Here is a 12,682-nt window from a genome sequence, read left to right on the forward strand (position 1 = left end):
CGCGCGGGGGTCAGAGGATCTGGACGGTGCCCACGGGCAGGCCGGGGGTGGTGGAGAGGTCCAGCGCGGAGGGCTTCGCGCCGGCCGCGACCAGGTGCGCGCCCAGGGCGGCGATCATCGCGCCGTTGTCGGTGCACAGCCGGGGGCGCGGGACGCGCAGCTCGATGCCCGCCTCGGCGCACCGCTCGGCCGCCAGACCGGACAGGCGCGAGTTCGCGGCCACCCCGCCGGAGATCACCAGCGTGTCCACGCCCAGGTCCCGGCACGCCCGGATCGCCTTGGCGGTCAGCACGTCGGCCACCGCCTCCTGGAACGACGCGGCCACGTCGGCCAGCGGGATCTCCTCTCCCGCGCGCTCCCGCTTCTCGACCCAGCGCGCCACCGCGGTCTTCAGGCCCGAGAACGAGAAGTCGTACTTGGCGTCCCGCGGCCCCGTCAGCCCGCGCGGGAACGCGATCGCGCAGCCGTTGCCCTGCTTGGCGAGCCCGTCGATCGGCGGACCGCCCGGGTAGGGCAGGTCGAGCAGCCGCGCCACCTTGTCGTACGCCTCGCCCGCCGCGTCGTCCACGGTGGACCCGAGTTCGGTGATCTTCTCCGCCAGGCCCTCGACCAGCAGGAGCTGCGAGTGGCCGCCGGAGACGAGCAGCGCCACGCACCGCTTCGGCAGCGGGCCGTGCTCCAGGGTGTCCGCGGCGACGTGGCCCGCGAGGTGGTTCACGCCGTAGAGCGGCTTGTCCAGCGCGGCCGCGTACGCCTTGGCCGCCGACACGCCGACCAGCAGCGCGCCCGCGAGCCCCGGACCGGCGGTGACGGCGATCGAGTGCACGTCGCGCAGCGCGATCCCGGCCTTCTCCACCGCCCGGCGCATGGTGGGCACCATCGCCTCCAGGTGCGCGCGGGACGCCACCTCGGGCACGACGCCGCCGAAGCGGGCGTGCTCCTCGACGCTGGACGCGACCTCGTCGGCGAGCAGTTCCAGCGACCCGTCCGCGCCGAGCCGGACGATGCCGACGCCGGTCTCGTCGCACGAGCTCTCGATACCGAGGATCAGCCGGTCAGTCACGGTTCGCGGGCCTTCCCATCGTGTACGCGTCGGCGCCCGACGGCTGGTAGTAGCGGCGGCGGACGCCCAGGTGCTCGAAGCCGTGCGCCAGGTAGAGGTCGATCGCCCGCGCGTTGTCCGTGCGGACCTCCAGGAACACCGGCAGCCCCGCCTCGTCGGCCTTGGCCAGCAACGCGCGCAGCAGGGTCCTGCCCACGCCCGTGCCCTGGTGGTCGGCCACCACGGCGATCGTGTGCACGCTCGCCTCGAAGTCGGTCAGGCCCAGCCCGGCGTACCCGATCAGCGCGCCGTCGAGGTACGCGCCGACGTAGAAGTTGCCGTGGTCCAGCTCGCTGCGGAAGGCGTTCTCGCTCCACGGGTCGTCGCCCGGGAACAGGTCCTGCTCGATCTGCGCGCACCGCGCCGCGTCCTCGTGGCGCAGCGGCGCGATCGTCACGGTGGGGGAACTCACGCCCTCGTCACCCGCTTGCGGCCGACCGGCTCCACGGCGTCGGGCCGGCGCAGGTAGAGCGGGGTGAGCGCGGCCGGGCGGGCGCCGGCCAGCAGCTCGGCCGCCGCCGCGGCGACCAGCGACACCGGCTGGGGGTGGCGCGCCTCGACCAGCGGCAGGCCGAGCACGTCGGCGTACAGCTCCGCGCCCTCGCCGGCGGCCGCGGCCACCGCGGGCAGCTTCGCCACCAGGTCCGCGGGCCGGTCCACGTGCGGGCCGTCGGTGCGCCGGCCGGCCGCGTCGTAGGCCGCCCAGTACACCTCCTTGCGCCGGGCGTCGGTGGCGACCAGGAGCGGCTTGCCGGTGGCGGCGCCCAGCGCGATCGCGTCCGGCGTCGGCACCGGGTAGACGGGCCGGTTCAGCGCCTGGCCCAGGGCGGCGGCCGTGACCAGGCCGACGCGCAGGCCGGTGAACGGCCCCGGGCCCGAGCCGCACACGATCGCGTCGAGGTCGGACAGCCGGCGCCCGGCCTCGGCGAGCGCTTCCTGCAGGTGCGGGGTGAGCAGCTCGCCGTGCGCCTTCGCGTTCACCGTCACCCGCTGGGCGAGCAGCCGGGGGGGCGAGTCGGGGGTCAGGTCCACCACGCCGGCCGTGACGGCCGGAGTGGCGGTGTCCAAGGCGAGCACCAGCACAACTGACAAGGGTATCGGGTGGCGTGGGCAACACTTGTGTTGACGTCAACGTCAAGTCGGAGGATCGGGGACGTGCGCATCGGAGAACTGGCGCGGCGGGGTGGCACGACCACCCGGGCGCTGCGCTACTACGAGTCCCTCGGCCTGCTGCCCGCCCGGCGCGGGCCCAACGGGCAGCGGGAGTACGACGAGGACGACCTGAGGCTGGTGGCGGAGATCCGGTCGCTGGCCGGCATCGGGTTCGCCCTGGAGGACACCCGGCCGTTCGTCGAGTGCCTGCGCGAGGGCCACACCACCGGCGACTCCTGCGCGGAGTCCGTCGAGGTGTACCGGCGCAAGCTGGCCGAGCTGGACGACTGCATCGCCCGCCTCCAGGCGACCCGCGACCAGGTGCGCGCGCAACTTCAGGACGCCGAGCAGAGGAGCGGACCGTGCGGACGCTGACCGACGACGAGTTCACCGAGGCCACCCGGACGGGCACCGTCCTGGTCGAGTTCCGCGCCGACTGGTGCGGGCCGTGCCGGATGCTGGAGCCGGTGCTGGACGAGCTGGACCGCGAGCGCGACGACCTGACCGTGGTCAAGGTCGACACGGACGCGAGCCCGCGCACCGCCCGCGACCAGCGGATCATGTCCGCGCCGACGCTCCAGCTCTACAAGGACGGCGAGCTGGTGGCACAGACCGTGGGCGCTCGGCCGAAGATCCACCTGATGGCGTGGCTCGAACCACACTTGTGATGCGCACGACGACGGATGAGGTCACTGTTGGTGGATGCTGCTGCCGGCGCTGGCCTCTCCGTCGTCGAAGATCGCCCTGCGGTTCCCCGAGCGGGAGCTGACGTACGAGCAACTGGCCCGGGAGGCGCGCGCGGTCGCGCACGGGCTGGTCGGCAGGCGGCGGGTGGCGGTGTGGGCGCGGTCCACCCCCGAGACGTGCGTGGCCGTCGTCGGCGCGCTGCTGGCCGGCGTGCCGGTGGTGCCGCTCAACCCCAAGGTCGGCGAACGCGAGCTGGCGCACATCCTCGCCGACAGCGCGCCGGACCTCGTGGTGGACGACGAGCTGCCGTCCGGTCCGCCGGTGGAGCTGCCCGAGCCGGACGGCGAGGCGCCCGCGCTGATCGTCTACACGAGCGGGACGACGGGACCGCCCAAGGGCGTCGTGCTGCCCCGGCGGGCGCTGGCGACGAACCTCGACGCCCTGGCCCGCGCGTGGGCGTGGACCGCGGACGACGTGGTGGTGCACGGCCTGCCGCTGTTCCACGTGCACGGGCTGGGCGTGGGCGTGCTCGGGCCGTTGCGGCGCGGCGGGACCGTGCACCACCTCGGGTCGTTCAGCGTGCCGAAGGCCGCGGCGGCGTTGCGGGACGGCGGCACGATGCTGTTCGGCGTGCCCACCATGTACCACCGGATCGCCGCCGAACCCGAGCACGCCGAGGCGTTCGGGCGGGCCCGGCTGCTGGTGTCGGGCTCGGCCCCGCTGCCCGCGGCCGTGCACGAGCGCATCGAGCGGCTCACCGGGCAGCGCGTGGTCGAGCGGTACGGCATGACCGAGACGTTGATGAACACCAGCGTCCGCGCGGACGGCGACCGGCGGCCCGGCACCGTCGGGCTGCCGCTGGACGGGGTCGAGCTGCGGGTCGTCGGCGACGAGCCCGGCGAGATCGAGGTGCGCGGGCCGAACCTGTTCTTGGAGTACCTGAACCGGCCGGACGCCACCCGGGAGGCGTTCCGCGACGGCTGGTTCCGCACCGGCGACCTGGCCGTGGTCGACCCGGACGGCTACGTGCGGATCGTCGGCCGGCGCGCCACGGACCTGATCAAGAGCGGCGGGTACAAGATCGGCGCGGGCGAGATCGAGAACGCGTTGCTGGAGCACCCGTCCGTGGCCGAGGTCGCGGTCACCGGCGAGCCGGACGACGACCTGGGCGAACGGGTCGTGGCGTGGGTCGTCGCCCGGGGCGAGGCGCCGGCGCCGGAGGTGCTGAGCGACCACGTGGCCAGGCTGCTGTCACCCCACAAGCGGCCCCGCGTGGTCCGGTACCTGGACGCGTTGCCGCGCAACGACATGGGCAAGGTGCTGAAGCGGGAGCTGCGGTGAACCCACTGGGCTGGCCGGGCTACGAGGAGCAGCTCCGGCGGGCGCGGGAGCGGACCGGCGGCGAGGAGTCCGTGACCTGGCGGCGGGGTCCGCGCGCGGTGGAGGTCGTGTTCGACTTCCGGTTCCTCGGCGGCTCCGTGGGCACGGCGACCGGCGCGGTGATCGAGGAGGCGTTCACCGAGGCGCGGGCGGCGCGGCTGCCCGTGGTGTCGCGGATCGCCACCGGCGGCAGCCGGATGCAGGAGGGGATGCTGTCGTTGCGGCAGCTCCAGCGGGTCGCGCGGCTGTGCGCGGAGCACCGCGCGGCCGGGCTGCCGCACGTGTCCGTGCTGCGCGACCCCACCACCGGCGGCCTGTGGGCGTCGCTGGGCGCGGGCGCCGACGTGGTCGTGGCGGTGGCCGGCGCGCAGGTCGGCTTCGCGGGCAGCCGGGTGCGCCCCGTGGACGACCCCGCGTACACCGCCGAAGGCCAGTTCGCGGCCGGCACGGTGGACCTCGTCGTCCCGCCCGAGGACGTCGACGCGACCGTGGCGACGGTCCTCGCCCTGCTGGCCCGCGCCGACACCGCGCCCGCCGAGGTCCCCCGTGCGCTGGGGGCCGGGGACCTGCCGGCGGACGGGTGGAGCGCCGTGCGGCGGGCACGCGCCCCGGAACGCCCCCGTGCGGCGGCCTACCTGGACGACTACTTCGACCTGCGCGTGCCGCTCGGCGGCGACCGGGCCGGCGGCGTGGACCCCGGGATGCTGTGCGGCATCGGGCGGCGGGCAGGGCGGGCGATCGCGTACGCCGCGCAGACCGGCGCCGCCACCACGCCCGCCGGGTTCCGCACCGCCGCGCGGGTGATCCGGTTGGCCGGGCGGTTCGGGCTGCCGGTGCTGACGCTGGTGGACACGCCGGGCGCGGCGAACGACCCGGCGGCGGAGCGCGCCGGGGTCGGCGCGGCCATCGCGGACCTGTTCGCGGCCGTTGCCGAGGCCCCGGTGCCGATCACCACGCTGGTCGTCGGGGAGGGCGGGTCCGGTGGCGCGCTGGCGCTGTCGTCGCCGGAGCGCACGTGGATCGCGCCGGACGCCTACTTCTCGGTGATCGCGCCGGAACTGGCGGCGGCGATCCTGAAGCGGGACGACGTGCGGCGGCTCGCGGACGATCTCCGGTTGAGGCCGCAGGACCTGGTCGAGTTGGGCGTGGTTCGCGGGATCGCGGAGCCGGGGAGCGCCTGAAAGCGTCCTCGCCCCCGGATCAGGCGGGCAACTCCCGGTCGACCCACGCCCCGTGCGGGTGCAGGTGCGCGATCCGCACGTCGTCGTCCCGCCGTTCCAGCCTGATCAGCAGGTGGTCCTCCGACAACCGCTCCGCCGCGCCCTCGCCCCACTCGACGGCCACCACGGCATCCACCAGATCCGTGTCCAGGTCGAGGTCGTCCAACTCGTCCAGGTGACCACCGATCCGGTACGCGTCCACGTGCACCAACGGCACACCGCGACCACCGGGCGCGGGCTCGTGGACGCGCGCGATCACGAACGTCGGCGAGCTGACCCGGCCCGCCACGCCCAACCCGTCGGCCAGGCCGCGCACCAGCGCCGTCTTGCCCGCGCCCAACGGGCCGGACAGCAGCACCAGGTCACCGGCCCGCACCAGACCACCCAGCCTGCGCCCGAACTCCTCGGTGTCGTGCACCTCGGGGAGCGTCACGCTCACGCTCGTCGCCACCACTGCCGCCCGCTTCCCGACCGTTCGGCGGCACTGCGCCGAACCAGTCCGACCAGGTGCCCGGTGACCAGGTCGGGTTGTTCCAACATGAGCATGTGGCCCGCCCCCGGCACGCGGACCAGTTCGCCGTGCGGCATCTCCTCGGCCATCCGCTCGGCGTGCGAGAACGGCGTCAGCCTGTCCGCGTCCCCGCTGATCACGAGCACCTCGCAGTGCCGCAGGCCGGCCAGCGCCTTGTAGCGGTTGTGCGTGCCGAGCGTCTCCAGGAACTCGGTGAGCACCTGCACCGTGGTGCTGTTGATCATCTTGGCCATCAGGTCGACCAGCGACGGGCTGACCGGGCCGCTGCCGAACGCCAGCGCCCGGATCCCGCTCCACGTCAGCGTGGACGCGCGCCGCCGCACCCACTCCACCAGCCCCGGCTGGAGGCCGGCGAGCCGACCCACCCCCAGCGTCACCGGGTTGTAGCGCGACAGCACCGACTTCGGCAGGCCCGCGCCGCCGACCGCGCCGGCCGCCGTGCCGACGAGCGCGACGCCGCGCACCCGGTCGGCGAACAGCTCCGGCCGCTGCTCCGCCAGCGCCATGATCGTCATGCCGCCCATGGAGTGGCCGACCAGCACGAGCGGGCCGTCGGGCGCGACCGAGCGGATCACCGCGTCGAGGTCCCGGGCGCACTGCTCGATGGTGCTGCCCTCGGCCGTGGACCGGCCCGACCGGCCGTGGCTGCGCTGGTCGTAGAGGACCTGGCGGACCCGCGGCCCGGTGAGCGCGGCCAGGTCGCGGCGCTGGAAGTGCCAGCAGCGGCGGTCCAGGGCGAAACCGTGCACGAGGACGACCGTGACCTCGGGTTTCCCGCCGTCGTCCGGGTCGACCTCCTCCGTCGACAGCGGCACGCCGTCGTCCGCCGCGACGGTGGACTCGCGGGTCGGGGTGAGGCGGCCCAGCGGTTCGTCGGCGAGCGGGTCGGCGAGCAGGCGGTCGTGCGAGACCTTCTTCTGGTTGGCGGCCACGCCCACCGCGACACCGGTCGCAGCGGCGCCGAGGATGCCGCCGGCCCAACCGACGGCCTTCCACACCGTGTTCACCAGCGTGTCCCCACGTACTTCCGGGTGACACGCGGTCGGTACATGCCGGTGACGATCTCGTAGTCGATGGTGCCGGTCTTGTCGGCCCACTCGCGGGCCGTCGGCTCACCGCGGTCGCCCGCGCCGAACAGCACGACCTCGTCGCCCTCGACCACCGCGTCGTCGCCGCAGTCCACCACGACCTGGTCCATGCAGACCCGGCCGACGACCGGGCGGCGACGGCCGGCCAGCCAGACGTCCATGCGGTGGGAGAGGCTGCGCGGCACGCCGTCGGCGTACCCGACGGGCACCAGGGCGAGGGTCGTGTCGGTGGTCGCGGTCCAGCTCAGGCCGTAGGACACCGACTCACCGGCCGGGATGCGCTTGACCAGGGCGACCGAGGACCGGAACGTCATCACGGGGCGCAGGTCGGTCGGCGCCGGCACGGGGTTCAGGCCGTAGATCGCGATGCCCGGCCGGACCAGGTCCAGGTGCAGGTCGGGGCGCGTGAGGAGGGCGGCCGAGTTGGCGATGTGCCGGCGCGGGTCCAGGCCCGCGGCGACGGCTTCGCGGTAGGCGTCGTCGAAGCGCTCGGCCTGGGCGTCGGTGGCCCGGTGGCCGATCTCGTCCGCCACGGCCAGGTGAGACCAGATCGAGTGAACTTCGACGTTGTGGGTCTTGGCGGCCCGCTCGACCAGCTCCGGCCAGTCGGCGGCCGGGCACCCGTTGCGGGACAGGCCGGTGTCGATCTTGAGGTGGACGCGGGCCGTCCGACCGGCCTTGTCCGCCGCCGCCGAGATCGCCTCCAGCTGCCCGAGGGAGGACGCGGCCAGGTCGACGTCCTGCTCGACGCCGGGCGCGTAGTCGGTGCCGGGCGGGTCGAGCCAGGCGAGGATGGGCGCGGTGATCCCGGCCGCGCGCAGCGCGAGGGCTTCGGCGAGGGAGCAGGAGCCCAGCCACGTCGCGCCCGCCTCCACGGCCGCTCTGGCCACCTCCACCGCGCCGTGCCCGTACCCGTCCGCCTTGACGACGGCCATCGTGTCGGCGGTCGGCGCGAGGGCGTCGAGGTGGGCGACGTTGTGCCGGAGGTTGTCGAGGTCGATCACGACCTCAGCGCGAGGAGCAGCCATAACGCCGTTCATGGTGACACAACCACCCCACCCTCGATCGCGCGTGTCCTACGTCCGGAACGCGCGTGTCCTACGTCCGCGTACCCCGAGTTGAACGCTCGGAACGCGGCCGCTGCACCTGAGCGTTCAACTCGGGTGTTCCGAACGTAGGACACGCGTGACGCGAACGTAGGACACGCGGGGGTTAGAGCGGGCGGACGGCCCGGATGGCGTCGGGGATCGCGGCCAGCAGCGAGGTGGCCGGGATCGGCGCGCCGTCGGCGGCCAGCTCGGCCGCGAGGACGTGCACCTTCGCGGCGCAGCCGGCGGCCAGCACCGGGTCGAGGCCGGCGGCGAGCAGCGAGCCCAGCACCCCGGACAGCACGTCCCCGGAACCGGCGGTCGCGGCCCACGACGACCGCGCCCGGTTGACCAGCACCCGTCCGTCCGGCCCGGCGACGACGGTGGCGTGCCCCTTCAGCAGCACGACGGCGTTGAACCGCTCCGCCGCCTTCCGCGCGGCCGTCACCCGATCAGGGCCGACCGGCCCGGCCAACCGCTCGTACTCGCGGTCGTGCGGCGTCAGCACCAACGGCGTGTCGGGGTCGCGCGCGTCCCACAGGTCCGGGTTGTTGGCCAGCATGGTGATCGCGTCGGCGTCCGCGCACACCGGCACGCCCGCCTCCAGCACCGTCCGCAGGACGGCCTCCGACCCGAGCCCGGTGCCCAACCCCGGCCCCACAACCCACGCCTGCACGCGGCCCGCGTCCGTGATCGACCCGGTGCAGATCGCCTCCGGCCACCGCGCCCGCACGGGCTCCGCCGCCGCACCGGCGTACCGCACCAGGCCCGACGTGGCCAGCAACGCCGCACCGGTCGCCAGCACCGCCGCGCCGGGGTAGGTCGCCGAACCGGCCGCGATGCCCGTCACGCCCTGCGTGTACTTGTCGTCCTCGGCCCCCGGCACCGGCCACGCCGCGCCGACGTCGTCCACGTCCAGCTCGACCAGGTCCGGCCCGTGCAGCTCGCCGGCCAGCCCGATGTCGACCAGCCGCACGTCCCCGCAGTCGGCCAGCGCGTGCACGGGCTTGAGGCAGCCGAACGTCACGGTGGTGTGCGCGCGCACCGCCGGTCCGGGGATCGCGCCCGTGTCGGGGTCGATGCCGCTGGGCAGGTCCACCGACAGCACGGGCGCGTCGAGGTGCGCCACGTGCTCGGCGGCGTCCGGGCGCAACGGGCCGCGCGCGGACAGCCCCACGATCCCGTCGATCACCAGGTCGACGGCGCGCAGGCGGTCGACCACCCGACCGCCGACGCGACGGAACGCAGCCAAGCCCTCCGCGTGCACGCGATCAGGCGACAGCAGGACAGCGGACACAGCCACGCCGCGTTTGCGCAGGTAGTACCCCGCCCACAGCGCGTCACCACCGTTGTTGCCCGCGCCGACGAGCAGGCCGACCCGACGCCTCCCGGCCAGCAGCTCCGCCGCGACGACCGCCACGCCGAACGCCGCCCGGCGCATCAGCGCGCCGGCCGGCACGACCGCCATGACGCGCTCTTCCGCCGCCCTGACCCGATCCGTCGTCCACAGACCCCGCATGGGGCCAAGCCTGCCCTACTCGACCGTGACGGACTTGGCGAGGTTGCGCGGCTTGTCCACGTCGTAACCGCGGCTGCGGGCGATCTCCGCGGCCAGCACCTGCAGCGGCACGGTGGAGATCAACGGCTGGAGCAGCGTCGACACCGCCGGCACCTCGATCAGGTGATCCGCGAACGGGCGAACCGTCTCGTCACCCTCTTCAGCGATCACGATCGTGCGCGCACCTCGTGCCTGGATCTCCGAGATGTTCGACACGAGCTTCGAGTGCAGCACCGCTCGGCCCTTCGGCGACGGCATCACCACGACCACCGGCAGGTCCTCCTCGATCAACGCGATCGGACCGTGCTTCAGCTCGCCCGCCGCGAAGCCCTCGGCGTGCATGTAGGCCAGTTCCTTGAGCTTCAACGCGCCTTCGAGCGCCACCGGGTAGCCGACGTGGCGGCCGAGGAACAGCACCGCCTTCGAGTCGGCCAGCTCGCGGCCGAGGGCGCGGACCTGCTCGACCGTGCCCAACACCTTCTGCACGGCGTCCGGCATGGCCTCGAGCTGGTGGAACTCCTGCGCCACCTCGTCGGGGTACTTCGTGCCGCGGGCCTGCGCCAGCGCCAGGCCGACCAGGTAGTTCGCCGCGATCTGGGCGAGGAACGCCTTGGTCGAGGCGACGCCGATCTCCGGGCCGGCGTGCGTGTAGAGCACGGCGTCGGACTCGCGCGGGATCTGCGCGCCGTTGGTGTTGCACACCGCCAGCACGCGCGCCTTCTGCGACCGTGCGTGCCGGACAGCCTCCAACGTGTCAGCGGTTTCACCCGACTGGGAGACGGCGACGACGAGCGTGTCCCGGTCCAGCACGGGGTCGCGGTAGCGGAACTCGCTGGCCAGCTCGACCTCGACGGGCAGTCGCGTCCAGTGCTCGATGGCGTACTTGGCGACCAGGCCGGAGTGGTAGGCCGAGCCGCAGGCGACGACGAAGACCTTGTCCACGTCGCGCAGGTCCTGGTCGGACAGGCGCTGTTCGTCCAGCACGACGCGGCCGTCGCGGAAGTGGCCGCGCAGCGTGTTGGCCAGCGCCTCCGGCTGCTCCTCGATCTCCTTGAGCATGAAGTACTCGTGGCCGCCCTTCTCGGCGGCCGACAGGTCCCAGTTGACCGTGAACGGCTTGGCCTGCGCGTCCGCGCCGTCGAAGTCGGTGACGCGGTAGCCCTCGCGGTCGATGACCACGACCTGGTCCTGGCCCAGCTCGACGGCCTCGCGGGTGTGCTCGATGAACGCCGACACGTCGCTGGCGACGAACGTCTCGCCGTCGCCGACGCCCACTACCAGCGGTGACGACCGGCGTGCGGCGACGACCACGTCCGGGTGATCGGCGTGGGTGACGACGAGCGTGAACGCGCCTTCGAGGCGGCGCACGACCGAGCGGACGCTCGCGACCAGGTCGCCCTTGGTGTCGCCGTCGTCGTACGCGCGGGCGATGAGGTGCGCGGTGGTCTCGGTGTCGGTGTCGCTGGCCATCTCGACGCCGTCGGCTTCGAGTTCGGCGCGCAGGGCGGCGAAGTTCTCGATGATGCCGTTGTGGACGACGGCGACCCGGCCGGTGACGTCGCGGTGCGGGTGCGAGTTGCGGTCGATCGGCGCGCCGTGGGTCGCCCAGCGGGTGTGGCCCATGCCGGCGGTGCCCGTGAAGGCGTCGCGCCCGACCTCGTCGAGGCGGGCCTCCAGGTTCGTCAGGCGGCCGGCCTTGCGTTCGACGGCCAGGCCGCCGTCACCGTCGAGGACCGCGACGCCGGCCGAGTCGTAGCCCCGGTACTCGAGCCGCCGCAGCCCGTCGAGCACGACGTCGAGCGCCGACCTGTGTCCCACATATCCCACGATTCCGCACACGCCGCACAGCGTAACTAGACCAGGGCCGCTGTTCGAACGGGCCACTTCCCCGCGTTTCCGCTGGTGGGCACGGGAATTGGTGTAGACCAATTGGAGCGTGCGCGGCGCGACCTCGATCGACTACCGTTCGCGTGGTGAGCGGCTACTCGGCGAAGCAGGTGCTCGACCAGCTCAGCAGGCCCGGTGAGCACACCGTGTTGCGCGGCGATCTGGCGCTGGTCGGCCTACCGGGCCTGGTCTACACCCCCGCGACCGGGCTGGGACTGCCCGCCGTGGCGTTCGGCCACGGCTGGTTGCAGCCGGTCAACCGCTATCGCGCCCTGCTCCGGCACCTGGCGTCCTGGGGTTTCGTGGCCGCCGCGCCGGGGACCCAGCGCGGGCCGCTGATGTCGTCGCGGCTGCTGGCGGGGAACCTGCGGACGACCCTCGACGTGTGCACCGGCGTGCGGCTGGGCGACGGCGCGATCAGCGTCGACCCGTCCCGGCTCGCGGTGGCCGGCCACTCGATGGGCGGCGGCGCGGCGGTGCTCGCGGCGGCGGACGACCCGCGCGTGCGGGCGGTCGTGACGTTGGCCGCATCGGAGACCCGGCCGTCCGCGCTCGACGCGGCCCGACGGGTCACCGTGCCCGGCCTGCACCTGGCGGCCGGCGAGGACCGGATCGCGCCGCCGGTCGGTCACGCGGAGGCGATCGCCGAGGCCTGGCAGGGGCCGGTGCAGCTGCGGTCGCTGCCGAAGGCCAGCCACCTGGGGTTCGCGGAGGGGCGGCACTGGAGCGAGCTGCTGCTCGACGGCAAGGGCGAGCGCGCGGCGCAGAGGCTGGCGCGGGCGCTGATGACGGCGTTCCTGCTGCGCACGCTGAAGGGCGAGAAGCAGTGGGACGCGCTGCTGGACGGCGACGTGCGGGGTGCCGTCCTGAGCTTCCAACGCGGCCCGCTGGTCCCGCGCTGACCCCAGCCCGGCGACCCCAGCCCGGCCGCGGGTTCGTCGGGCAAGCGCTTGCGCCACGTCGGCGGCGGGCTGGGCGGTGGCGGTCG

At 74.2% G+C, this 12,682-nt stretch carries 13 protein-coding genes; 5 read left to right on the plus strand and 8 right to left on the minus strand.

The genetic code is table 11. The features are described 5' to 3' along the window. Positions 1–10: 10 nt before the first annotated feature. The 3 genes from tsaD to tsaB are packed head-to-tail and all read right to left on the minus strand — an operon-like array spanning position 11 to position 2,185. Positions 11–1,063 carry a tRNA (adenosine(37)-N6)-threonylcarbamoyltransferase complex transferase subunit TsaD gene (gene tsaD, locus ACWEFJ_RS24970; protein WP_378083198.1) on the minus strand — a complete coding sequence of 351 codons (1,053 nt, stop codon included), beginning with the start codon at positions 1,061–1,063 and terminating at the stop codon, positions 11–13. Next, positions 1,056–1,499, minus strand: a complete 444-nt coding sequence (rimI, locus tag ACWEFJ_RS24975) for a ribosomal protein S18-alanine N-acetyltransferase (RefSeq protein ID WP_378083380.1) — start codon at positions 1,497–1,499, stop codon at positions 1,056–1,058. The genes tsaD and rimI overlap by 8 nt, the downstream gene beginning before the upstream one ends. Before the next feature lie 11 nt (positions 1,500–1,510). Next, positions 1,511–2,185: a tRNA (adenosine(37)-N6)-threonylcarbamoyltransferase complex dimerization subunit type 1 TsaB gene (gene tsaB, locus ACWEFJ_RS24980; RefSeq protein WP_378083196.1), complete on the minus strand. Its 675-nt coding sequence runs from the start codon at positions 2,183–2,185 to the stop codon at positions 1,511–1,513. Between the two features lie 72 nt (positions 2,186–2,257). Here tsaB and ACWEFJ_RS24985 point away from each other — a divergent pair, with 72 nt between their 5' ends. The 4 genes from ACWEFJ_RS24985 to ACWEFJ_RS25000 are packed head-to-tail and all read left to right on the plus strand — an operon-like array spanning position 2,258 to position 5,502. After that, positions 2,258–2,629, plus strand: a complete 372-nt coding sequence (locus tag ACWEFJ_RS24985; protein WP_378083194.1) for a MerR family transcriptional regulator — start codon at positions 2,258–2,260, stop codon at positions 2,627–2,629. Continuing rightward, on the plus strand, positions 2,617–2,922 hold the full coding sequence (locus ACWEFJ_RS24990; protein WP_378083191.1) for a thioredoxin family protein: 306 nt from the start codon (positions 2,617–2,619) through the stop codon (positions 2,920–2,922). The genes ACWEFJ_RS24985 and ACWEFJ_RS24990 overlap by 13 nt, the downstream gene beginning before the upstream one ends. 34 nt (positions 2,923–2,956) lie before the next feature. Further along, complete coding sequence (locus ACWEFJ_RS24995; protein ID WP_378083188.1) at positions 2,957–4,282, plus strand: acyl-CoA synthetase; 1,326 nt, start codon at positions 2,957–2,959, stop codon at positions 4,280–4,282. Next, on the plus strand, positions 4,279–5,502 hold the full coding sequence (locus ACWEFJ_RS25000; RefSeq protein ID WP_378083185.1) for a carboxyl transferase domain-containing protein: 1,224 nt from the start codon (positions 4,279–4,281) through the stop codon (positions 5,500–5,502). The genes ACWEFJ_RS24995 and ACWEFJ_RS25000 overlap by 4 nt, the downstream gene beginning before the upstream one ends. Positions 5,503–5,521: 19 nt before the next feature. Here ACWEFJ_RS25000 and tsaE read toward each other — a convergent pair whose 3' ends face one another. The 5 genes from tsaE to glmS all read right to left on the minus strand — a co-directional run bounded on the left by tsaE (position 5,522) and on the right by glmS (position 11,646). Next, positions 5,522–5,980 (minus strand): tRNA (adenosine(37)-N6)-threonylcarbamoyltransferase complex ATPase subunit type 1 TsaE, encoded by a 459-nt coding sequence (tsaE, locus tag ACWEFJ_RS25005; protein WP_378083183.1) that lies wholly within the window; start codon positions 5,978–5,980, stop codon positions 5,522–5,524. After that, positions 5,977–7,080, minus strand: coding sequence for an alpha/beta fold hydrolase (locus ACWEFJ_RS25010; protein WP_378083181.1), 1,104 nt, complete (start codon positions 7,078–7,080; stop codon positions 5,977–5,979). Before ACWEFJ_RS25010 ends, tsaE begins: the two co-directional genes overlap by 4 nt. After that, positions 7,077–8,189 (minus strand): alanine racemase, encoded by a 1,113-nt coding sequence (alr, locus tag ACWEFJ_RS25015; protein ID WP_449715245.1) that lies wholly within the window; start codon positions 8,187–8,189, stop codon positions 7,077–7,079. Before alr ends, ACWEFJ_RS25010 begins: the two co-directional genes overlap by 4 nt. A 184-nt stretch (positions 8,190–8,373) precedes the next feature. Then, complete coding sequence (locus tag ACWEFJ_RS25020; RefSeq protein ID WP_449715246.1) at positions 8,374–9,768, minus strand: NAD(P)H-hydrate dehydratase; 1,395 nt, start codon at positions 9,766–9,768, stop codon at positions 8,374–8,376. 15 nt (positions 9,769–9,783) lie between these two features. After that, positions 9,784–11,646: a glutamine--fructose-6-phosphate transaminase (isomerizing) gene (gene glmS, locus ACWEFJ_RS25025; RefSeq protein ID WP_378090219.1), complete on the minus strand. Its 1,863-nt coding sequence runs from the start codon at positions 11,644–11,646 to the stop codon at positions 9,784–9,786. Between the two features lie 134 nt (positions 11,647–11,780). Here glmS and ACWEFJ_RS25030 point away from each other — a divergent pair, with 134 nt between their 5' ends. Further along, positions 11,781–12,596, plus strand: coding sequence for a dienelactone hydrolase family protein (locus tag ACWEFJ_RS25030; RefSeq protein ID WP_378090217.1), 816 nt, complete (start codon positions 11,781–11,783; stop codon positions 12,594–12,596). Positions 12,597–12,682 lie beyond the last annotated feature (86 nt).

The sequence above is a fragment of the Actinosynnema sp. NPDC004786 genome, from assembly GCF_053601135.1.

Excerpts from the sequence above, each read along its gene's own strand:
- alr (WP_449715245.1), bottom strand. The coding sequence starts at position 8,189 with ATGGCTGCTCCTCGCGCTGAGGTCGTGATCGACCTCGACAACCTCCGG.
- ACWEFJ_RS25020 (WP_449715246.1), bottom strand. The coding sequence starts at position 9,768 with ATGCGGGGTCTGTGGACGACGGATCGGGTCAGGGCGGCGGAAGAGCGC.
- ACWEFJ_RS24995 (WP_378083188.1), top strand. The coding sequence starts at position 2,957 with ATGCTGCTGCCGGCGCTGGCCTCTCCGTCGTCGAAGATCGCCCTGCGG.